Here is a 20,016-nt window from a genome sequence, read left to right as displayed (position 1 = left end):
ATCCCGTGATCCTGGCCCGCTTGGGGCAGGGAAACCATTCGAATTTCGCAGATCACGGGGGTCTTCATGGCACGTTATGTCTTCATTACCGGCGGCGTCGTCTCGTCGCTCGGAAAGGGTTTGGCATCCGCCGCCCTGGGGGCATTGCTGCAAGCACGCGGCTTTTCGGTTCGGCTGCGCAAGCTCGATCCCTATCTGAACGTTGATCCTGGCACGATGAGCCCGTTCGAGCATGGCGAGGTTTTCGTCACCGATGACGGGGCGGAGACCGATCTCGACCTTGGTCACTACGAACGATTCACTGGGGTGTCGGCCCGCAAGACCGACTCGATCTCCTCGGGGCGGATCTACACCAACGTGCTCGAGAAGGAGCGCCGCGGGGAGTATCTGGGCAAGACGATTCAGGTGATCCCGCACGTGACCAACGAGATCAAGGATTTCCTCGATGTCGGCGATGACGAGGTCGATTTCATGCTGTGCGAGATCGGCGGCACGGTGGGCGATATCGAAGGTCTACCCTTCTTCGAAGCGATCCGTCAGTTCAGCCAGGACCGACCGCGCGGTCAGGTGATCTTCATGCATCTCACGCTGCTGCCCTATCTGGCGGCGTCCGGCGAGCTGAAGACCAAGCCGACGCAGCACTCGGTCAAGGAACTGCGCTCTATCGGCCTGCAGCCCGACGTGCTGGTCTGCCGCTCGGAGCAGCCGATCCCCGACAAGGAGCGCGGCAAGATCGCGCTGTTCTGTAACGTGCGCCCCGAGGCGGTGATCCCCGCCTACGATCTCAAGTCGATCTACGAGGCGCCGCTGGCCTATCACCGCGTCGGTCTCGATCAGGCGGTGCTGGACGCGTTCGGCATCTCTCCCGCGCCGAAGCCGGAGCTGAGCCGCTGGGAAGACGTGATGGACCGTCTCGATCATGCCGAGGGCGAGGTGCGCGTCGCGATCGTGGGCAAATACGTTCAGCTCGAAGACGCCTACAAGTCGATCGCCGAGGCGCTGACCCATGGCGGGATGGCGAACCGGGTGCGCGTGAAGGCCGAATGGATCGACGCCGAGATTTTCGAGAACGAAGATCCGGCACCTTATCTGGAAAACTACCACGCGATCCTTGTGCCCGGTGGCTTCGGTGAGCGCGGCACCGAGGGCAAGATCCGCGCCGCCCAATTCGCGCGCGAAAAGGGCGTTCCTTACCTGGGCATCTGTCTGGGTATGCAGATGGCCGTCATCGAGGCCGCGCGGAACCTCGCGGGCGTCAATGATGCGGGCTCGGAAGAGTTCGATCACGAGGCGGGCAAGAAGCGCTTCACCCCGGTCGTCTATCACCTCAAGGAATGGGTGCAGGGCAACCACAGGGTCGAGCGCAAGGTCACCGACGACAAGGGCGGCACCATGCGCCTGGGCGCCTACACGGCGGCGCTGAAGGAGGGCTCGAAGGTCGCCGAGGTCTATGGCGCGACCGATATCGAGGAGCGTCACCGCCACCGCTATGAGGTCGACATCAAGTATCGCGAGCCGTTGGAGAAATGCGGGATGACCTTCTCCGGCATGTCGCCCGATGGCCGCCTGCCCGAGATCGTCGAGCACAAGGATCACCCGTGGTTCATCGGCGTGCAGTTCCATCCCGAGCTGAAATCGAAGCCCTTCGCTCCGCATCCGCTGTTCGCGGGCTTCATCAAGGCCGCGTTGGATCAGAGCCGGTTGGTGTGATCCCGGCTTCCCCCTGAAATCGAGAAAGCCGCGCCTATCCCTGCGCGGCTTTTTTCTTTTTCTTCTTGGAGGTTTTCGGTGCGGGTTTCCCGGTCTGACCGCCGCCGCGTGCGGGGTCGATATGCCGGGCCAGTTCGGTCGGATCGAGGCGGATCAGCGCCTGTATATAGCCCGAGGCCGCGTCGAGGAGTTCACACAAGGCCGCCGCCCGCGGATCGGCGCTGCGGGCCTCCAGGGCGGATAGGTGATCACGTGCGGGGCCGATCACGCGACGTTCGCGCTCGGCCAGCATCAGCCGCGCCAGTTCCCACGGCTCGGTCGGGGCGACGAAGTAATCCTTGCGCGAGCCAGGGGACCGGGCCGCCTGCACGAGGCCCGCATCGCGCAATTCCTTCAACGCGGTCGAGACGTTGGAGCGCGACAACCCAAGCTGCGCGACCAAATCGTCGGCCGAGGGCGCTTGAGCCGCGCGCCAGATCGCGCCGAGGCAGCGGCCGGCGGGGCGGGAAAATCCGAAACGGGGGGCGAGTTCGGCGAAGGCTTCGGGCAGTTCGGTATCACTCATGCATTCATCCTCTGCCGCCTGTCTCTGCCGCCGGGTTACGCGCCGGGCCGGCGCGCCGCGGACAGTCCCGCGATCAGCGCGGCCTCTCCGTCGCCCAAAGTGACCTGCGCGCCCTGCGCTTGCAAGCCACGGGCGCAAATTTCCGACCAGCCGGGGGCGGAGGCGGAGGACAGCGCCAGCACGGTCTGGCCCAGCCACCACGGTTTCGCCGCGGCGAGTTCCGCGCCCAGCACGGCGCCGGCGGCGCGCGGGGTGTGGCGTCCAAGGCTGAGCGGGGCCAATTCGCGGGCGAGGCGTTCGGGGCGCGAAAGCGTATCGGCGAGAGCTGCGTCGAACCCGTCGCCGGCTTCGAGCGGTGCGCCGAGCGCGGCCAGCATCGCGGCGGAGCCTGCGCGCATCGCGCTGACGACTTCGCCCGCCGAGATATGCGCCCAGATCGCGCTTGCGCCGCAAATCCAGATCACGCCATCGAATTGCGGGATGCCTGCGAGGATACCGGCGATTCGGGCGGCCTCGGGGGCCGTGATCTCGGTGCCGTCGCTGTCTTGGATGAGGCCGGGCAGGGCGGGGTAGCTTTGCCCGCCGATCTCGGTTAGCGGCAGCGCTCCGTCGGGGCGAGGCGTGCAGGGAAGCGCGCGAAGGTCAGGGCCTGCAGTGGAGGTCGCTACGATGGCAGCAGCCCCTTCAGGCAAGAGCGGGCGCGCGGCGGGCCCGGTTTTGCGGTCGGTCACCGCCCCGTCCGACACATGTGCGGCGCGCCAGCGCCCGAATTCTTCCGTGAGTGCGATCCAATCAGCCATGGCGCATCAGATCGCATGGAGGTGGTGCGGGATCAACCCTGCGACAGGCAGGCGGTGATCGTGTCCGCCATTCCTTGCATCAGGTCCTCATAGAGACCGGGGCCATAGGTCAGCGCGGTGCCGGAAGGATCGAGCGATTTGCCGAGCCTCACCGGCGTCCCATCGACGAGGACTTCGACCATTTTCGGGTCGTGGTTCGCTTCCGGGAAGGCGCAGACGGCTTCCTTGGCCGACGCCTCTTCGCGCAGGCTCACCAGATGGGCGGCCCCCGGGGTGGAGGCATCGCTCGGGGAAAGCGCGCCCATGATGATCAGCCCGTAATGATCGGCGAGATAGCCGTACGCCGCGTGATAGACGAGGAAAGGCTTGTCCGCGATCGGCGCGAACTCGGCCTTGAGCTTGGCGTCGAGCGCCTCGATCCGCGCTTGCGCGGCTTCGGCGTTGGCCGCGTAAGTCTCGGCATGTTCGGGATCGGCCTTGGAGAGGTCTTCGGCGATCAGACCGAGCCAGAGCTTCGCATTGTCGGGGTCAAGCCAAGCATGCGGATCGGTCATCTGGTCGACTTCGGCGTGGTCCCCATTCCCGGCCTCGGCGTGATCCGCGTCGGCGTCGACGCTGTGATCATGCGGGTCCGGCACCGAGAAGCTGCGCAGGGTCGTGCCGGGCGCGTGAAGCAATTCGACCGACTGGCCCTTCACTCCCACGCCGTCGATCGCGCGTTCGAGCCACGGCGTCAGCCGCGGGCCGACCCAGAAGACGAGGTCCGCGTCTTGCAGATCGCGCGCCTGGCTGGGCTTCAGTTGATAGTGATGCGCGTCGGAATTCTGGCCGAGCAGAACCTCCGGCTGCCCCAGATCGCCCATCACCTGCGCGACGAGTGACTGCACCGGCGGAACATCGGTCACGACACTGGGCACCTCGGCTTGGGCGAGGGCGGGCAGTGCGGCAAGGGCGCTCACGAGAACGGGAAGGGTGGGGCGCATCTGATGTCTCCTGTCCAGCTTGATCTGAGGGGCGGAAAATGTATGTTATAAAATCACTCGTCAAGAAGAAATGTGATAAGGTAACATGCTCGTGGGTTCTTCGACCTCTTCCGCAAAGGCTTTCACGCCGCATGACCACAGCCGATGCGCCGGCGCGACGCTGGCGCGCGCCGAGGCTGTCGCCGCCGAAAAGGGCGCGCGGCTGACTCCTGTGCGTAAGCGTGCACTGGAAATACTGCTGGAAGAACATCGGGCTATGGGGGCCTACGAAGTGCTCGACCGGCTCGCGGCGGATGGGTACGGCAAGCAGCCGCCCGTCGCCTATCGCGCGCTGGAATTCCTTGTCGAGCACGGTCTCGCGCATCGCGTGCGTCGCCTCAACGCCTTCGCCGCCTGCATGAGCCCGGGCGAAAAACATGCGCCGGTTTTCCTGATCTGCCGCAACTGTGGCGAAGTCGCCGAGGCCGGCCCCGAAGAAGGGGCCGACGAGGTGCGTCACGCGTTGCAGGGCGCGGCCGAGCGGTTGAATTTCCATGTCGAGCGGGCCACCGTAGAGGCGCTGGGGCTCTGCCCCAACTGCGCCGCCGAGGAGGCGCAATGAGCGAGTTGATCACGGCGCAGGGTCTGAGCGTGCGCCATGGCGAGGTCGAGGTGCTTCACGGCGTCGACTTCACGATTTCCTCCGGCGAGATCGTTACCGTCGTCGGGCCCAACGGGTCGGGGAAATCGACGCTGATCCGCGCCCTGATTGGGTTGGAGCGTGCCGCGCGGGGCAAGGTGAACCGTCAGGCCGGGCTGCGGATCGGTTACGTCCCGCAAAAGCTGCATGTCGATGCGAGCCTGCCGCTGACCGTGAGCCGGTTCCTGTCGCTGCCCAAGCGCGTCTCGAACGCCCGCGCCGAGGCCGCTTTGGAGCGCACCGGCGTTCCGCATCTCGGTGGGCGGCAGATTTCGCGGCTCTCGGGCGGGCAGTTTCAACGTGTGCTTCTGGCGCGCGCCCTGCTGTCCGAGCCGCAGATCCTGATCCTCGACGAGCCGACGCAGGGGCTCGACCAGCCCGGCACGGCGGGGTTCTACAAGCTGATCGAGGAGGTCCGTCAGGAAACCGGCTGCGCGGTGCTGATGGTCAGTCACGATCTGCACGTCGTGATGTCGGCCTCGGACAGGGTGATCTGCCTCAACGGCCATGTCTGCTGTCAGGGGACGCCGAAGGTGGTGGCCGAGGCGCCGGAATATCGCGCGCTATTCGGGATGGGCACGCAAGGGGCCTTCGCGCTCTATCAGCACAGCCACGATCATGGCGAACATGCGGATCACGCAACCTGCAGCCACGATCACGCCGACGACGCGGCGAAGGACGGCACTCAAACGCACGGGCAGGCGCATGTTTGACGATTTTCTTTTCCGCGCGGCATTGGCCGGGATCGGCCTGACTTTCGCGACCGGGCCTCTGGGCTCTTTCGTTGTGTGGCGGCGCATGGCCTATTTCGGCGATGCGACCGCCCATGCGGCGATCCTCGGCGTGGCACTTAGCTTCGCCTTCGGCATCTCGGTCTATCTCGGCACGCTTGGCGTGGCGCTGGCGATGGCGCTCACCGTCGCGCGGCTCTCGGGGCGCGGCCATGCGATGGACACGCTCTTGGGGGTGCTCGCCCATTCCGCGCTCGCCTTCGGCCTCGTCGCGGCGTCGCTGCAATCGGGGCTGCGGGTCGATCTGTCGGCTTGGCTGTTCGGTGATATCCTCGCCGTGTCGCGCAGCGATCTGGCCGTAGTCTGGGGTGGGGCCGCAGTCGTCGCAGCGCTTCTGGCATGGCGCTGGCAGGGGCTGCTGACCGCGACGATCAATGACGAGCTGGCGATGTCTTCCGGGCTCGACCCGCGACGGGAGCAGATGGCATTGACCATCGCGCTGGCGCTGACCGTGGCGGTGGCGATCAAGATCGTCGGTGCGCTTCTGATCGCGGCGTTGCTGATCGTCCCGGCGGCTACGGCGCGGCAATTTGCGCGCGGGCCGGAGGCGATGGCGGCGGGCGCGACCGGGGTGGGGATCGCCTCGGTGCTGCTCGGGCTTTGGGGCTCGTTGCAGTTCGACACGCCTGCGGGTCCGACGATCGTGGCGGCCTCCGCTGTGCTCTTCGTGCTGTCCCTGCCGCTGCGTCGCGCGCGCTAAGCCGCGCTGCCGCTTGCCAATTCCCGTCCCGCGCGGTGAGATGCGCGACAAAGGAGCCTCGATGGATCATCGCAGTTTCAAGACCCCGGCGCAGATTTTCGTCGACCTAGCGGCGGGCAACCCGCAGCGTCGCATGGCTTTCGATCCGGCGCAACGGCGCGCGGCGCTGCAGGCGCTCTCGCGCGCGATCCATGATTGCGAGGCGGAGATCCTCGCCGCGCTGGCGGAGGATTTCGCCAAGCCCGAGGCCGAAATTCGCCTGACCGAGATCCTGCCCGTTCAGGCGGAGATTTCGCACGCGTTGCGCAATCTGAAAACGTGGACGAAAGTGCGTCGGGTGCGCCCGACCCGTGCGATGTTGGGCACCCGCGCGCGGATCGTGCCGGAGCCGAAGGGCACCGCGCTGATCATCGCGCCGTGGAACTACCCGCTGGCGCTGTCGCTCGGGCCGCTGGTTTCGGCCATCGCGGCGGGCTGTGCCGCGATCGTCAAACCCTCAGAGCTGGCCCCGGCCAGCGCCGCCGTGATCGCGCAAATCGTCGACGAGGCGCTACCTGCCGATCTCGTGCGTGTGGTGCAGGGCGGGGTCGAGGTCAGTCAGGAACTGCTAGAGCAACCTTTCGATCATATTTTCTTCACCGGCTCGCCGCGGGTGGGCAAGATCGTGATGGCGGCGGCGGCGAAGCATCTCACCTCCGTGACGCTGGAGCTGGGCGGCAAATCCCCGGTCATCGTCGGCCCCGGCGCCGACCTGAAAAAGGCCGCGCGGATGATCGCCTGGGGCAAGTTCGCGAATGCCGGTCAGACCTGCATCGCCCCCGATCACGTCTATGTCGCCAAGCAGATCGAAGCCCCGTTCCTGGCCGAGCTGAAAGCCGCGATTGCGCGGATGTATGGCAAGACGGAAGAGGCGCAGGCGGCCACGCGCGATCTCGCGCGGATCATCAACCCGGATCATTTCGCCCGGCTCATGGGCATGATCGAGAGCGCGCAGTCAGCGGGCGCAAAGGCGCTGACCGGCGCAACCGGTGAGGCGCAGAGCCGCTATATCGCGCCGACCGTCCTGATGGGCACCGATCCGTCGATGACGGTCGAGCAGGAAGAGATTTTCGGTCCCGTCCTGCCGGTCATTCCCTTCGACGATGCGGTGGATGTGGTGACGCGGATCGAGGCCGGGCCGAAGCCGCTCGCCCTTTACATCTTCGAGCGCGACCGCGGCTTGATCGACCGATTGCGCCGCGCAACCAGTTCCGGCGCGGTGGGCATCAATGTCGCGCTGGTTCATTACCTGCACCAGAACCTGCCCTTCGGCGGGATCGGCAATTCGGGCGTGGGTGCGGCGCATGGCCATTGGGGCTTCGAGGCATTCACTCATCTCAAACCCGTGCTCGAGAACCGTTTCGCGCCGCTTGCGATGCTGATGCCGCCCTATCGCAGCGGACGCATGGCGAAGCTCGCCCAGAAATTTCTGCGCTAAGGCTGACTGCGGATTTCACGCGTGATCGCGTTCCGCCACAAGCCCGTGTAATCGCTCCGGTTGGCGAGATCGCGCCCTAGTTGAACTCCTGTGATCAATAAGAAACAGGGGATTCACCAATGGCATCAACCGAAACGATGGCGGGAGGAGGCAAGCTGCGGCGGGACGCCGGGGTCATCGGGCTGCTCTTCGCCTCCACGACATCGATGATCGGCTCGGGCTGGCTCTTCGGGGCCTATCACGCCTCGAAAATCGCTGGGCCGCTCTCGGTCTGGTCCTGGGTGGTCGGGGCGGCGATCATCATGCTGATCGCGCTGTGCTTCGCCGAACTCTCCACGATGTTCTCCAAATCCGGCGCGCTGGTCCATATGAGCCACGCGAGCCACGGTGCGACCTTGGGCAGGCTCTGGGGCTGGATGCTGTTTCTCAGCTATGCGCCGGTGCCTGCGGTCGAGGCCGAGGGGATCGTGACCTATGCGAACAATTACCTGCCCTATTTTCTGCGCGGAGACGGGACGGGCACGCTGACGCTGGTGGGCTTCATCACCTCCGCGCTTCTCCTGAGCGTTCTGGCGTTGCTGAACCTGCTGGCGATCAAGGCGCTGCTGAAGGTTAACAATACGGTGACGTGGTGGAAGATCGCGGTGCCTCTGATCACCGTGGTCGGCCTGATCGCGGCTTCGTCCCATTGGGGCGTCTGGCATGCGGCTCCGGGCACCTACAAGGCGCAAGGCATGTTCACCGCGATTCCGGCCGCAGGGATCGTGTTCTCGTTCCTCGGCTTCCGCACGGCGATCGACTTGGGCGGCGAGAGCGCCAATCCCGGCCGCAATATCCCGATGGCGGTGATCGGCTCGGTCATTCTTGCCGCGATCGTCTATATCCTGCTGCAAGTGGCCTTCATCATGGCCCTCTCGAAGGGCGATCTGGCGAATGGCTGGTCGTCTCTGAGCTTCAAAGGTTCCGCGGGTCCCTTCGCCGGTCTCGCCGCGACGCTCGGCATGGGCTGGCTGGCGCTGCTCCTCTACGTGGACGCCTATATCTCGCCCGGCGGGACGGGGCTGATCTACGTCACTGGCGGCTCGCGCATCCTCTATGCCGTGGGAGATACCGATAGCGGGCCGAGCGCGCTGACGCATACCACCCGTCACGGCGTGCCGTGGCTAGCGGTTGCGGTGATGTGGGCCGTGGGCGTTTTCTTCCTGCTGCCCTTCCCGGCGTGGCAATTGCTGGTGGGCTATATCAGCTCGATCACGGTTCTGACTTATGGCCTTGGTCCGATCGTGCTGATGGTGCTGCGCCGTTCGCAGCCCGATGCCGAGCGTGCGTTCCGTCTGAAAGGGGCGGAGTTCCTTGCACCACTGGCCTTCATTGCCTCGAACCTCGTGATCTACTGGACCGGGTTCTACACCGACTCGATCCTGTTCGGGATGCTGCTCGTGGGCTTCGCCATCTACGCGCTCGTCTTCCACGCCGTGCAGAAGAAATCCGCCTCCGAGTTCGGCTGGCGCCATATCGGCTGGCTTGCGCTGTGGTTCGGCGGGCTCTGGATCATCACCGCGCTCGGCACTTCGGATCACGCGCTGGGGGTGCTGAACTTCTGGGGTGGGATGGCCCTCGTCGCGGTGTGGTCGCTGGTCGTGATCTGGTTCGCGCTGCGCGCGGCACTTCCGGCGGAAGAAACCGGCGCGCTGATGGAGCGGATCCAGCGCGGCAACTGAGCCGGTCCGAGAGGCCAAAAAGGCGCGCGAGAAAATCTCGCGCGCCTTTTCTTATTTGCGTTTCCCCTTCCAGCGGCGATGAATCCAGAGCCATTGCTCCATGTGCTTGAGGATCATCTCCTCCAGCCCGTCATTGAGGGTCTGGGTCATCGTTTCGGGGTCGGTATGTGGCACGGGCTTGTCAGCGTAGATCCTGAAGCTGAGTCCGTCGGGCTGGCGGATCGCGTAGATCGGCACCAGATCGGCCTTCATCTTCAGCGCCATTTCCGCCGCAGACAGAGGTGTGAAGGCGGGCAGGCCGAAGAAGCTCAATTCCGCGCCCTTGCTGAAATGCTGATCGAAGCCGAAGGCGACCATCCCGCCATCGCGCAGGAACTTTATCATGTCGCCCAAACCCCGGCGCGAGCGCGAGAACAGCGGCTCGGCGATGGCGGAAATGGTCGAGACATATTGTTCATTGAAGAGCGGGTTGTTCATCGGGCGGTAGATCGCGCCGACCCGGTAGCCGCGCCCTGCAAGCGCCGCGCGCCACGCGTCGTAATTGCCGAAATGGCCCGCAGCCAGAACGACCGGACGCCCCTCGCGATGGGCGGCTTCCAGCGTCTCGGCCCCGGGGCCTTCGATCGGCAGATCGCGCACGCGGGCCACGAATTCCTCGCCGGAATAGATCTCCGCCAACATGCGGCCCAGATTGTCGGGCATCTCGCGCTGCAGCCGCTTGATCTCGTCCTCGGACAGATCAGGACAGGCGATCGCCAGGTTCTCGCGGATTTTGCGGGTGAAGCCAAGGACCGGCGCGAGCCGCGCCACCATCCGCCCCGCCGCCGGGATGCGCCGCTCGTAGGGTAGCCGCTGGACCAGCCGCATCACCGCCACGAAAAGGGCATTCGAGACGCGGTCGGACAAGGTGGGTTCGCGGTACTTCATCGTGTCGTGTGTCAGGCTCTGGCTTGGCGCGCAGCTCGGCGCTCACGCGACCAGACATAGAGGCCAGCCCCCACGATCACAAGCGCCCCGGCGATCGTGAACCCGTCAGGAAACTGTCCGAACATCAACCAGCCCCAGAAGGACGCGAACAGCAGACCCGAATAGCCGAACGGTGCCAGCGTCGAGGCCTCGGCCAGCGCGAAGGCGCGGATCAGCAGAAATTGCGAGAGGCTACCCGCAAGCCCGAGGCCGAGGAAAACCCACAGATCGGAGAGCGCGATCGGCTGCCATATGAAGGGCAGGGCGAGCGAGGAAAGCGCAAGCCCGGTGTAGGCGGACCAGAGCTGCGAGGTGGCCGCGCTATCGCCGCGCAGGTAGCGCGTCAGCAGCACCGCGCCCGCGAAGCTGAAGGCGGCGAGTAGCGCCAACAGTGCTGCCGGATGAAAGCCCGCGAAACCCGGGCGCAGGATGATCATCGCGCCGATGAACGCGGCCGCGATGCCGAAGATGCGGTGTGGGCCCAGCCGCTCGCCCAGAAACAGGGCGGCGCCGAGCGTCACGATCACGGGGTTCAGATCGCCAAGCGCGGTCGCGGTGGCCAGCGGGACATGTTTCAGCGCGTAGAAGAACGAAACGATCGCACCCATCTGGAACAAGGCCCGGCCCAGTTGGAACTTCGGCTGTGCGCTGCGAAGCCTGCGCGGCAGGCTGCCGCGATAGATGACCGCCAGCACGGCGGCATTCACCGCGAAGCGCGCCCAGACGATCAGAAGCGGGTGGTAACCTTGCCCGAGAAGTTTCGCGAAAGCGTCCATCAGAGTCAGCATCGAGAACGCGCCGAGCATCAGCGCGATCCCCATCCCGGGGCGATCGCCCTCGGGAAGCAAAGAGGGGGCCACGCCGGGCCCCCTCGCTGTCGCTTTCAACCCGGGCAGAGCCATCAGAGGAGGCTCTTGACCTTCTCGGCCACGGCCTCGGGGGTGATCCCGAACTTCTCGTAAAGCTCGCCTGCCGGGGCGGAGGCGCCGAAGCCCTCCATGCCCACGAAGCCGGCTTTCGCCTCGCGGCCACGCTCGCCCAGAAGCCAGCGGTCCCACGGCTGGCGCACGGCGGCCTCGACCGCCACGCGGACCGAGTTCGGCGGCAGCACGCGCTTGCGGTAGGCCTCGTCCTGCTCGGCGAACAGCTCCATGCAGGGCATCGAGACGACGCGGGTACCGATCGCTTCCTTCTGCAGCATCTCGCGAGCTTTCAGCGCGATTTCCACTTCCGAGCCGGTCGCCATCAGGATCACCTGACGCTTGCCATCGGCTTCGGCCAGAACATAGGCGCCGCGCGCGGTGAGGTTCTGCGGCTTGTACTCGGTGCGCAGCGTCGGCAGACCCTGACGCGACAGCGCCAGAACCGAGGGCGTGCCCTCCTGGTTCATCGCGATTTCCCACGCCTCGGCGGTCTCGATGACATCGGCGGGGCGGAAGGTCAGCGTGTTCGGCGTCGCGCGGCAAATCGCGAGATGCTCGACCGGCTGGTGCGTCGGGCCGTCTTCGCCCAGACCGATCGAGTCATGGGTCATGACATAGACGGTCGGCACTTTCATCAGAGCCGAGAGACGCATCGCGCCGCGCGCGTAGTCGGTGAAGCAGAAGAACGTGCCGCCATAAGGGCGCACGCCGCCATGCAGCCACTGACCGTTCATCGCGGCGGCCATGCCATGCTCGCGGATGCCGTAGTGGATGTAGCGACCCTTGCGGTTCTCCGCGTTGAAGACCGTCATGTCCTTCGACTTCGTGAGGTTCGAGCCGGTGAGGTCGGCCGAGCCGCCGATGGTCTCGGGGCAGGCGGCGTTGATCACGCCCAGAACCATTTCGGACGCCTTGCGGGTCGCGACCTTCGGTTTGGCCTCGGCCTGTTCCTTCTTGAACTTGCGGATCGCGCCGGTCAGCTTCTTCGAGACGCCGCCTTCCATGATGCGCGTGAACTCGGCCTGCTTGGCCGCCGAGAGCTTGCCGAAGCGCTCCTCCCATTCGGCGCGCTCTGCTGCGCCGCGGGTGCCGATCGCTTCCCATTGCGACTTTACGTCGGCGGGGATTTCGAACGGGCCGTGATTCCAACCGTAGATCGCCTTGGTGCGCGCGATCTCCTCGTCGCCCAGCGGCGAGCCGTGGGCGGAGTAGCTGTCGGCCTTGGTGGGGGCGCCGAAGCCGATGATGGTCTTGCAGTCGACCAGAACCGGACCCTTGGCTTGCTTCGCCTTGGTCAGCGCCTCGTCGATGGCAACCGGATCGTGGCCGTCACAGGCGAAGACAGTCCAGCCCGACGCCTCGAAGCGCTTGCGCTGGTCGGTCTTGTCCGACATCGACACGCGGCCGTCGATGGTGATGTCGTTGTTGTCCCACAGCACGATCAGGTTCGACAGTTCCTGCATCCCGGCAAGGCCGATGGCCTCCTGGCTGATGCCTTCCATCAGGCAGCCGTCGCCTGCGATGACCCAGGTCCGGTGATCGACGAGCTTCTTGCCCCATTGCGCGCGCAGCGCCTCTTCGGCGATGGCCATGCCGACCGAGGTCGCGAGGCCCTGGCCGAGCGGCCCGGTGGTGGTTTCCACCGCGTCGAGCAGGAAATTCTCGGGGTGGCCCGCGGTCAGCGCGCCCGACTGGCGGAAGTTCTTGATCTGGTCGAGCGTGACCTGCTCATCGCCGCAGAGATAGAGCAGCGAATAGATCAGCATCGAGCCGTGGCCGGCCGAAAGGATGAAGCGGTCGCGGTCAGCCCATTTCGGGTTCTTCACGTCGAATTTCAGGTGGTTCTGGAACAGAACGGTCGCCACGTCGGCCATACCCATCGGCATGCCGGGGTGACCGGAATTGGCGGCCTGCACCGCATCCATCGCCAATGCGCGGATCGCGGAGGCAAGTTTCCAATGCTCAGGATGGGCGGCGCGCAGCTCTTCGATTTCCATGAAACGTCCTTTCGCGGGGCAGCAGTTGGATGGGTCCGCGCCCCTGATAGCAGGGATCGGCCCAAGATCAAGCGTGGCCCACAAGTGCTTGGGGCAAAAGGGTGGGCTTGCCCTGTCGCAAAGGGTTAGACTGATCGAAATCCGCAGCCGGGCCGCGATTCGGCCATGGCAAGCGAAAAACATGAGGACGAGGAGGCGTGCATGAGTGATATCGCCGAATACGAACGCCGCATCGCTTTCGCGCTCGAACGGATCGGGCGCGGGGTCGAAGCGCTCAAGCAGCGCGAGGCAATGCAGGCCAAGGCAGCGCAATCCGCAGCGCAGCAAACCGAGCCGGAGGCCGCCGAGGCGGAACTGCCCCCGGTACCGGAGCCGCCGCCCGAAGTTGTCGCAGATCCGGCGGAGGTGGCCGAACTGAAAGCCGCGCTCGCCGCGGAGCAGGAAGCGAACGCACAACTCTCCGAACGCGTCCGAGCGATCCGCGAGAAACAGGATACCACGCTGGGGGCGATGGAGCGCAAATACGGCGCCGCCGTCCGGGCGCAGGAATCTGCCTTCAAGGAGGTCGCTGCCCTCAAGCAAGCCAACGCGGCGCTGGTCGCGGCCAATCGCAAGCTGATGGACGAGGGCGTGGCCTTCTCCGACGAGGCGCTGATGGCCGAGTTGCAAAGCCTGCGCGCCGCGCGCGACGGCGAAAGCGCCGAGCTTGAGCAGATCATCGCGGGTCTCGACCCGATCATCGAAGCGGCGAACCGCGAGGAGGGGACCGATGCCTGAGGTGACGATTTCCGTCGGCGGCCGCGATTTTCAGGTCGCCTGCCAAGAGGGTGAAGAACATTTCCTGCGCTCGGCTGCCGGGATGCTCGACAGCGAGGCGCAGGTGCTTCTGGGCCAGATCGGGCGCGTGCCCGAGAACCGGATGCTCTTGATGTCGGGGCTGATGCTGGCCGACAAGGCTGCGGGTATCGAGGATCAGCTGCGCGACGCGATGAACCGTCTTGGCGAATTGCAGGCGAAGATCGACGAATTGCAGTCGAACCCGGCCCATGTCGAAGTGCCGATCCTGCCGCCCGAAGTGACCGAGACGCTGGCCGAGATCGCCGCACGCGCGGAGTCGCTCGCCGACCGGGTCGAGGACGACGCGTGAGACGTACGCTATTTGGGGCGCTGATCGCGGGCGCCGCGCTGACGGGGCCGGTGGAGGCGCAGGATGCGGCGGCGCCATCGGGGCAACACGACACGCCCGTCGAGCGGCTTGAGCCGCTCAACCCGACGGCCGGCGATACGGTAGAGCCGGTGGTGACCGTCACCTATCATTGCGAGCGCGGCGCGGAAGTGCACGCGGCCTACATCAACGACACCGATCCCCAGCGCGTCGCCCTGTTCCTGCAGGGACGGCTCGTCGTGATGAGCCATATCCGCTCTGCCGACGGCGCGAGATACGCCGAGGATGGCGAGGGCGAGGCGGGTTATGTGTGGTGGACAAAGGGCCACGGCGCGATGCTCGACTGGATCGCCGAGGATGGCGAGGCGCAACCGCTGTTCCGCGCCTGTCAGGAAGACTGAGGGCCGCAACGCGATACGCGCGGCGGCCCTGAAGAAATCGTATCAGACGAACGGAAAGCGCCGCGCGCTTACTCGGCCGCCTTCATCTCGAAACCCTTTTCCAGCTGATCCGAAGGCGTGATCGGATATTCGCCGGAGAAGCAGGCATCGCAATATTGCGGGCAGGAATTGTCGCGGCCCTTGGCCTCGCCCACCGCGCGATACAGCCCGTCGAGCGAGATGAACTTGAGGCTGTCCACGCCGACCCATTCGCGCATCTCTTCCTCGGTCATCTGCGCCGCCAGCAGCTTGTCGCGGTTCGGCGTGTCGACGCCGTAGAAGCACGGCCATGCGGTCGGCGGCGAGGCGATCCGGAAATGCACCGATTTCGCGCCCGCATCGAGGATCATGTCCTTGATCTTGCGCGAGGTGGTGCCGCGCACGACCGAGTCGTCGACAAGGACCACCCGTTTGCCGCGAATGAGCGACTTGTTGACGTTCAACTTGAGGCGCACACCCATGTTGCGGATCTGCTCGGTCGGCTCGATGAAGGTGCGGCCCATATACTGGTTGCGCGTGATCCCGAGCGCGAAGGGGATGCCGCTTTCCTGACTGTAGCCGATCGCGGCGGGGGTGCCGCTGTCGGGCACGGGGCAGACCAGATCGGCCTCGACCGGGGCTTCGCGGGCCAGCTCGACGCCGATGGCGCGACGGGTCTCGTAGACCGAGCGGCCGCCGATCATGCTGTCGGGGCGCGAGAAATAGACATGCTCGAAGATGCAGAAGCGCCCGGTCGAGGGGCCGAAGGGACGCGAGCTTTCGATATGGCCGTCCTGAATGACCACCATCTCGCCCGGATCGATCTCGCGGACGAATTCCGCGCCGATGATGTCGAGCGCACAGGTCTCGGAACTGAGCACATAGCCATGTTCGCCGAGCTTCCCCAGCACCAACGGGCGCACGCCCAGCGGGTCGCGCACACCGATCAGCTTGGTGCGCGTCATCGCGACGATGGAGAACGCGCCTTCCACGCGGCGCAGCGCGTCGGCGATCCGGTCGGCGTGCTTGCGCTGGATCGAGCGCGCCATCAAGTGGATGATGCATTCGCTGTCGGAAGACGACTGGAAGATCGCGCCGCGCTCGATCAGTTCGCGGCGCAGCGCGTCGGCATTGGTGAGGTTGCCGTTATGCGCGACCGCGCAGCCGCCCATCGAGAACTCGCCGAAGAAGGGTTGGATATCGCGGATCACCGCCCCCTTGGAGCCTGCGGTGGAGTAGCGCACATGGCCGATGGCGATATCGCCCGGCAGCGTTTCCATCAGGCTCGACTTGGTGAAATTGTCCCGGACGTAGCCGAAGCGGTGAGCGGAATTGAAGCCGGTTGCGGCATCATGCGCGACGATACCGCCCGCTTCCTGACCGCGGTGTTGCAGGGCGTGCAGACCAAGAGCCACGAAATTCGCGGCGTCGGAAATGCCGACCACACCAAAGACGCCGCATTCTTCCTTGAGCTTGTCGTCGTCGAAAGGATGGGCGAAGTGGGTCTTCTGGGCGGCGGGGCAGGACATGGCATCAGCTCCGTATGACGCAAGGGGAGGGCGCTTGCGCTCATTTATATGCAAACGCGAGAGGTGTTAACCCCTCGCGCCTGCAAAAACCGTCATGTGGCTGTCATCAATTCGCCGTTGCCGGGGGCAATTCGTCCGTCCGGGCCGGGGCATCGGCACCCGGAGGTGCGGGACAGGCGGCTACGAGTTGCTCGTAGCGTTGCACGATCCAGCCGGGCGCATCGGCGGGCATCGATTCGTCGAGCTGTCCGGAGGCGCGCGAGAACACCTTGGCCGAGCGCGAGTCGTCGACCACTGGCACGGGGTCGTTGCTCATCACGCGGTCGTAGACGACGAAGGCCACTGCGACGAGGATCACGCCGCGCACCACGCCGAACAGGAAGCCAAGCCCCTGGTCGATCCCGCCAAGGGCCGAGCGTTGCACGGCGGAGGCGAACAAGGGCGTCAGGATCGAGAACACGACGAGCGCCACGGCGAAGACCACCGCGAAGCCGCCGATCATGCCCAGCTCGCAGCTTTGGCCGATGAACTTGTCGAGGCCGGGGATCTGCTGCACCAGCGGGCGCGCCTCGTTGGCGAAAATGTAAGCGACGATCGCCGCCGCGATCCAGCCGACGATGGCCAGCGCCTCACGCACGAAGCCCCGCGAATAGGCGAGGATCGCCGAAAGAATGATGACGACCGCCACGATGGCATCGACAATGGTGAACCCGTCCATTTTCGCTCCTGTGTTCTCGGCGTTATCCGGCGCCGAACATCTCCCCGGTAAAAGTCACGAGATCGCCCAGCTTGCGCAGGGACATCCCGCTCGACCCTTCGGCTTTCGTTCCCGAGGGTGCGATCGCTTGTGAAAAACCAAGTTTCGCCGCTTCTTTCAACCTGTTTTCCGCTTGACCCACGGGACGCAGCGCGCCCGACAGGCTGATTTCCCCGAAAATCACCATGTCCGCTGGAAGCGCCACATCTTCGCGCGCACTGAGAAGCGCGGCGGCCGCGGCGAGGTCGGCTGCGGGCTCAACCACCCTCATCCCGCCCGCGACATTCAGGAACACGTCGAGCCCCGCGAAGGGGATGCCGCATCGCGATTCCAGCACCGCGAGAATGGTCGAGATCCGCCCGCTGTCGAGCCCGACTACGGTACGACGGGGCGAAGCAAGCGTTGAGGGTGCAACCAGCGCTTGAATCTCCGTCAGCACCGGTCGCGTGCCTTCAATTCCTGCGAAAACCGCCGATCCCGGCGCGGGTTGGCCGCGCTCCGACAGGAACAGCGCCGAGGGGTTGGCGACCTCGGCCAGACCCGCCCCGGTCATCTCGAAGACACCGATCTCGGAGGCCGGGCCGAAGCGGTTCTTCACCGCGCGCAGGATGCGGAACTGGTGGCCGCGCTCGCCCTCGAAATAGAGCACCGTGTCGACCATGTGCTCGATCACGCGCGGGCCCGCGATCTGGCCTTCCTTGGTGACGTGACCCACGAGGATGACGGCGGTGCCGCGCTTTTTTGCGAAGCTCACCAATTCGTGTGCGGCGGCGCGCAGCTGGCTTACCGAACCCGGTGCGCTGTCGACATTGTCCGACCACATGGTCTGGATCGAATCGATGATGACGAGGTCGGGGCGCTCGACTTCCAGCGTCGTCAGGATGTCGCGAAGCGAGGTTTCAGCGCCCAGCCCGACCGGCGCGTCCGCAAGGCCCAACCGTTGCGCGCGCATCCGCACCTGGCTCGCCGCTTCCTCTCCCGAGATATAGAGAGCCTTCACGCCCTCGCGGGCGAAGCTGGCGGTCGCCTGCAGCAGAAGCGTCGATTTCCCGATGCCCGGATCGCCACCCACGAGCACCGCCGAAGCCGCCACGAGACCGCCGCCCAGAACCCTGTCCAACTCCTCCATGCCCGATTTCACGCGGGCGGGCGGGGTTTCCTTGGTGTCGAGCGCGGTGAGCGGGATCACCTTGCCCTTAGCGCCTTTCATCCCGGAGCCGGGCGTGGTCGAGATCGGGGCTTCCTCGTGGATGGAGTTCCATGCGCCACAGGCGTCGCAACGCCCGGACCATTTGGCATGCGTCGCGCCGCACTCGGCGCAGCGGAAGATCGCGGATTGCTTGGCCATGAGGTCAGCTGCGTTCCAGATTGGCGGCGATCAGGCTCGCGCATTGTTCGGGATGAGTGGCTGGCAGCATATGGCCCGCGCCCTCGACGCAGGCGACGCCCACATCGGGCAGGCGCGCGGCAATCGCCTCGGCCACTTTCGGCATCGTCGGCGGCGAGCGGTCGCCATGGATGATCATTGCGGGCGCGTCGATCTGCTCGATCCCGTCGGGCCGTGCTATCTGTGCCGGATCCGCGAAATTGGCGCGAGAGATATTCTCGACCATCGGCATGCACGCGGTGAAACGTTCGCGCTGCGTTTCGGTATAGCTGTCCCACGGCTGGCCGGTGCCCCAGTCACGCATGAAGCCGCGTGCGGCCGGCTCGTAATCGCCCGCTTCCATCAGCGCTTCGAAATGGTCCTGCTTGGCGCGCAGGTCCTGCCAATCCGGGTCGTCCTCGGGCAGCGCCGCGAACAGCACCGGCTCGATCAGCGTCAGCGAGCGCACGGCCTCGGGCGCGCCGACCGCGATGCGCAGCGCGACCGAGGCGCCGAAACTATGCCCGATCAGATCGACAGGGCGCTCAATGAAGCTTGCAGCGATCCGTGTCACCTGCGTCTGGAAGCTCCCGGGCTCGCTCGCATCGCCGCGCCAGGGTGCGGATTGCCCGTGGCTCGGCTGATCGAAGGCGGTCGCCGTGATCTGCTGGCCCAACGGCATCAGCGCCTTCGCCCAGAGGTTCGAACTGCCGAGCGTGCAATGGATCGCGATAGCCGGACGTTCGCCCTGACCGAAGCTCTGCCAGAAGACTTCGGCCCCTTGTCGTTGGTCGCGCGGCATTCAGAGCGTCCCCAGGTAGTCGTCGAGCAACTCCAGGTGATCCTGCCCCCAGAACCGCTCATCGGTGTCGGTGACGATATAGAAGGGCGAGCCGAACACGCCGGCCTCGACCGCGTCCTCGAGGTTCTTCTCGTAGGTGACCGCGCCGTCGAAGAGGCCGGTGGTCGCCAGATCGCCGTCGAAACCGTTGGCTTCCAGCGCCTCGCGGATCACCTCGTCCGAGGCGATGTCCTTGTCCTCCGCCCAGCAGGCGCGCAGGATCGCGTTGACCAGCCCGCCGACATCGCCGCCGCCCGCTTTCTGCGCCGCGATGATCGCGTAAGACGACGGTGCGGGGTTCGGCGGATAGCCGGGAGGCGTGTAGTTCATCTCCATCCCGAGCCGCTTCGACCAGCGCTTGAGCTCCTGCATCCGGTATTCCATCCGGCTCTGGTGACGCTGCGCCGGGCGCACGCCGCCGGTGCGGTCGAACAGGCCCAGAAGGTCGAGCGGTTTGTAAGTCACGTCAGCGCCGTGACGCGCCGCGATCTCTTCGAATCGCGGGCCGCCGAGATAGGCCCACGGGCTGAACGTGCCGAAATAGTAGTCGATCCGTGCCATTCATAACACTTTCTTGACAGTCGAAATTGCCGCCACGCTACCCCGGTGCTAAGGCAGGCGCAATCA

General features: G+C 65.6%; 20 protein-coding genes. 9 read left to right on the top strand and 11 right to left on the bottom strand.

Annotation, left to right across the window (positions count from 1 at the left end; genetic code table 11):
* Nucleotides 1-66 precede the first annotated feature (66 nt).
* Nucleotides 67-1,710, top strand: coding sequence for a CTP synthase (locus B6V75_RS05995; RefSeq protein WP_075776094.1), 1,644 nt, complete (start codon nt 67-69; stop codon nt 1,708-1,710).
* 34 nt (nt 1,711-1,744) lie between these two features.
* Here B6V75_RS05995 and B6V75_RS05990 read toward each other — a convergent pair whose 3' ends face one another.
* Genes B6V75_RS05990 through B6V75_RS05980 form a run of 3 tightly spaced genes read right to left on the bottom strand, consistent with a single transcriptional unit; the run spans nt 1,745 to nt 4,058 of the window.
* Entirely contained in the window at nt 1,745-2,275 is a 531-nt protein-coding gene (locus B6V75_RS05990; RefSeq protein ID WP_075776093.1) for a MarR family transcriptional regulator, read from the bottom strand.
* 35 nt (nt 2,276-2,310) lie between these two features.
* Nucleotides 2,311-3,075 (bottom strand): 2-dehydro-3-deoxygalactonokinase, encoded by a 765-nt coding sequence (locus B6V75_RS05985; RefSeq protein WP_088719025.1) that lies wholly within the window; start codon nt 3,073-3,075, stop codon nt 2,311-2,313.
* A gap of 32 nt (nt 3,076-3,107) precedes the next feature.
* Complete coding sequence (locus B6V75_RS05980) at nt 3,108-4,058, bottom strand: zinc ABC transporter substrate-binding protein (protein ID WP_088719024.1); 951 nt, start codon at nt 4,056-4,058, stop codon at nt 3,108-3,110.
* Nucleotides 4,059-4,143: 85 nt separating this feature from the next.
* On the opposite strand from B6V75_RS05980, the gene B6V75_RS05975 reads away from it, so the two are divergent.
* The 5 genes from B6V75_RS05975 (at nt 4,144) to B6V75_RS05955 (ending at nt 9,426) form a co-directional block, all read left to right on the top strand.
* Nucleotides 4,144-4,659, top strand: a complete 516-nt coding sequence (locus B6V75_RS05975) for a Fur family transcriptional regulator (RefSeq protein ID WP_088719023.1) — start codon at nt 4,144-4,146, stop codon at nt 4,657-4,659.
* Entirely contained in the window at nt 4,656-5,450 is a 795-nt protein-coding gene (locus B6V75_RS05970) for a metal ABC transporter ATP-binding protein (RefSeq protein ID WP_088719022.1), read from the top strand. The genes B6V75_RS05975 and B6V75_RS05970 overlap by 4 nt, the downstream gene beginning before the upstream one ends.
* A complete protein-coding gene (locus B6V75_RS05965) occupies nt 5,443-6,228 on the top strand; it encodes a metal ABC transporter permease (protein ID WP_088719021.1) in 786 nt (261 codons plus the stop codon). Before B6V75_RS05970 ends, B6V75_RS05965 begins: the two co-directional genes overlap by 8 nt.
* Before the next feature lie 61 nt (nt 6,229-6,289).
* A complete protein-coding gene (locus tag B6V75_RS05960; protein ID WP_075776087.1) occupies nt 6,290-7,705 on the top strand; it encodes an aldehyde dehydrogenase family protein in 1,416 nt (471 codons plus the stop codon).
* A gap of 119 nt (nt 7,706-7,824) precedes the next feature.
* Nucleotides 7,825-9,426, top strand: coding sequence for an APC family permease (locus B6V75_RS05955; protein WP_088719020.1), 1,602 nt, complete (start codon nt 7,825-7,827; stop codon nt 9,424-9,426).
* Between the two features lie 51 nt (nt 9,427-9,477).
* On the opposite strand, the gene B6V75_RS05950 is transcribed toward B6V75_RS05955, so the two are convergent.
* Genes B6V75_RS05950 through tkt form a run of 3 tightly spaced genes read right to left on the bottom strand, consistent with a single transcriptional unit; the run spans nt 9,478 to nt 13,312 of the window.
* Nucleotides 9,478-10,353 (bottom strand): lysophospholipid acyltransferase family protein, encoded by an 876-nt coding sequence (locus B6V75_RS05950; RefSeq protein WP_075776085.1) that lies wholly within the window; start codon nt 10,351-10,353, stop codon nt 9,478-9,480.
* A gap of 11 nt (nt 10,354-10,364) precedes the next feature.
* On the bottom strand, nt 10,365-11,252 hold the full coding sequence (locus B6V75_RS05945; RefSeq protein WP_158275080.1) for a DMT family transporter: 888 nt from the start codon (nt 11,250-11,252) through the stop codon (nt 10,365-10,367).
* A gap of 41 nt (nt 11,253-11,293) precedes the next feature.
* Nucleotides 11,294-13,312, bottom strand: coding sequence for a transketolase (gene tkt, locus B6V75_RS05940; RefSeq protein WP_088719019.1), 2,019 nt, complete (start codon nt 13,310-13,312; stop codon nt 11,294-11,296).
* A 201-nt stretch (nt 13,313-13,513) separates the two neighbouring features.
* Between tkt and B6V75_RS05935 the strand changes: the two genes are divergently transcribed.
* From B6V75_RS05935 to B6V75_RS05925, 3 genes are read left to right on the top strand one after another with little or no spacing between them, the layout of a single operon-like run.
* Nucleotides 13,514-14,089: a hypothetical protein gene (locus B6V75_RS05935; protein WP_088719018.1), complete on the top strand. Its 576-nt coding sequence runs from the start codon at nt 13,514-13,516 to the stop codon at nt 14,087-14,089.
* Nucleotides 14,082-14,459 carry a cell division protein ZapA gene (locus tag B6V75_RS05930; protein ID WP_075776082.1) on the top strand — a complete coding sequence of 126 codons (378 nt, stop codon included), beginning with the start codon at nt 14,082-14,084 and terminating at the stop codon, nt 14,457-14,459. The genes B6V75_RS05935 and B6V75_RS05930 overlap by 8 nt, the downstream gene beginning before the upstream one ends.
* Nucleotides 14,456-14,878: an MliC family protein gene (locus B6V75_RS05925; RefSeq protein WP_088719017.1), complete on the top strand. Its 423-nt coding sequence runs from the start codon at nt 14,456-14,458 to the stop codon at nt 14,876-14,878. The genes B6V75_RS05930 and B6V75_RS05925 overlap by 4 nt, the downstream gene beginning before the upstream one ends.
* A 68-nt stretch (nt 14,879-14,946) precedes the next feature.
* On the opposite strand, the gene purF is transcribed toward B6V75_RS05925, so the two are convergent.
* The 5 genes from purF to B6V75_RS05900 form a co-directional block, all read right to left on the bottom strand.
* On the bottom strand, nt 14,947-16,425 hold the full coding sequence (gene purF / locus B6V75_RS05920) for an amidophosphoribosyltransferase (protein WP_075776081.1): 1,479 nt from the start codon (nt 16,423-16,425) through the stop codon (nt 14,947-14,949).
* A gap of 106 nt (nt 16,426-16,531) precedes the next feature.
* Nucleotides 16,532-17,143, bottom strand: coding sequence for a CvpA family protein (locus B6V75_RS05915; RefSeq protein ID WP_075776080.1), 612 nt, complete (start codon nt 17,141-17,143; stop codon nt 16,532-16,534).
* A 22-nt stretch (nt 17,144-17,165) separates the two neighbouring features.
* Entirely contained in the window at nt 17,166-18,530 is a 1,365-nt protein-coding gene (gene radA / locus B6V75_RS05910) for a DNA repair protein RadA (protein ID WP_088719016.1), read from the bottom strand.
* Between the two features lie 4 nt (nt 18,531-18,534).
* Entirely contained in the window at nt 18,535-19,350 is an 816-nt protein-coding gene (locus tag B6V75_RS05905) for an alpha/beta hydrolase (RefSeq protein WP_088719015.1), read from the bottom strand.
* Nucleotides 19,351-19,950: a 2-hydroxychromene-2-carboxylate isomerase gene (locus B6V75_RS05900; RefSeq protein ID WP_088719014.1), complete on the bottom strand. Its 600-nt coding sequence runs from the start codon at nt 19,948-19,950 to the stop codon at nt 19,351-19,353.
* Nucleotides 19,951-20,016 lie beyond the last annotated feature (66 nt).

The organism is Thioclava sp. F1Mire-8, assembly GCF_002213165.1.
Lineage (GTDB): Bacteria > Pseudomonadota > Alphaproteobacteria > Rhodobacterales > Rhodobacteraceae > Thioclava > Thioclava nitratireducens.
Note: the sequence above shows the minus strand (reverse complement) of the source record. Positions and strands in the feature narration are given on the sequence as shown.

Bases quoted from the DNA above. Each gene is read 5' to 3' on its own strand.
- B6V75_RS05960 (WP_075776087.1), top strand. From the start codon at position 6,290: ATGGATCATCGCAGTTTCAAGACCCCGGCGCAGATTTTCGTCGACCTA.
- B6V75_RS05980 (WP_088719024.1), bottom strand. From the start codon at position 4,058: ATGCGCCCCACCCTTCCCGTTCTCGTGAGCGCCCTTGCCGCACTGCCC.
- B6V75_RS05970 (WP_088719022.1), top strand. From the start codon at position 4,656: ATGAGCGAGTTGATCACGGCGCAGGGTCTGAGCGTGCGCCATGGCGAG.
- B6V75_RS05955 (WP_088719020.1), top strand. From the start codon at position 7,825: ATGGCATCAACCGAAACGATGGCGGGAGGAGGCAAGCTGCGGCGGGAC.
- B6V75_RS05995 (WP_075776094.1), top strand. From the start codon at position 67: ATGGCACGTTATGTCTTCATTACCGGCGGCGTCGTCTCGTCGCTCGGA.
- B6V75_RS05975 (WP_088719023.1), top strand. From the start codon at position 4,144: ATGCTCGTGGGTTCTTCGACCTCTTCCGCAAAGGCTTTCACGCCGCAT.
- B6V75_RS05930 (WP_075776082.1), top strand. From the start codon at position 14,082: ATGCCTGAGGTGACGATTTCCGTCGGCGGCCGCGATTTTCAGGTCGCC.
- B6V75_RS05905 (WP_088719015.1), bottom strand. From the start codon at position 19,350: ATGCCGCGCGACCAACGACAAGGGGCCGAAGTCTTCTGGCAGAGCTTC.
- B6V75_RS05965 (WP_088719021.1), top strand. From the start codon at position 5,443: ATGTTTGACGATTTTCTTTTCCGCGCGGCATTGGCCGGGATCGGCCTG.
- radA (WP_088719016.1), bottom strand. From the start codon at position 18,530: ATGGCCAAGCAATCCGCGATCTTCCGCTGCGCCGAGTGCGGCGCGACG.
- B6V75_RS05950 (WP_075776085.1), bottom strand. From the start codon at position 10,353: ATGAAGTACCGCGAACCCACCTTGTCCGACCGCGTCTCGAATGCCCTT.
- B6V75_RS05985 (WP_088719025.1), bottom strand. From the start codon at position 3,075: ATGGCTGATTGGATCGCACTCACGGAAGAATTCGGGCGCTGGCGCGCC.
- tkt (WP_088719019.1), bottom strand. From the start codon at position 13,312: ATGGAAATCGAAGAGCTGCGCGCCGCCCATCCTGAGCATTGGAAACTT.
- purF (WP_075776081.1), bottom strand. From the start codon at position 16,425: ATGTCCTGCCCCGCCGCCCAGAAGACCCACTTCGCCCATCCTTTCGAC.
- B6V75_RS05915 (WP_075776080.1), bottom strand. From the start codon at position 17,143: ATGGACGGGTTCACCATTGTCGATGCCATCGTGGCGGTCGTCATCATT.
- B6V75_RS05990 (WP_075776093.1), bottom strand. From the start codon at position 2,275: ATGAGTGATACCGAACTGCCCGAAGCCTTCGCCGAACTCGCCCCCCGT.
- B6V75_RS05935 (WP_088719018.1), top strand. From the start codon at position 13,514: ATGAGTGATATCGCCGAATACGAACGCCGCATCGCTTTCGCGCTCGAA.
- B6V75_RS05900 (WP_088719014.1), bottom strand. From the start codon at position 19,950: ATGGCACGGATCGACTACTATTTCGGCACGTTCAGCCCGTGGGCCTAT.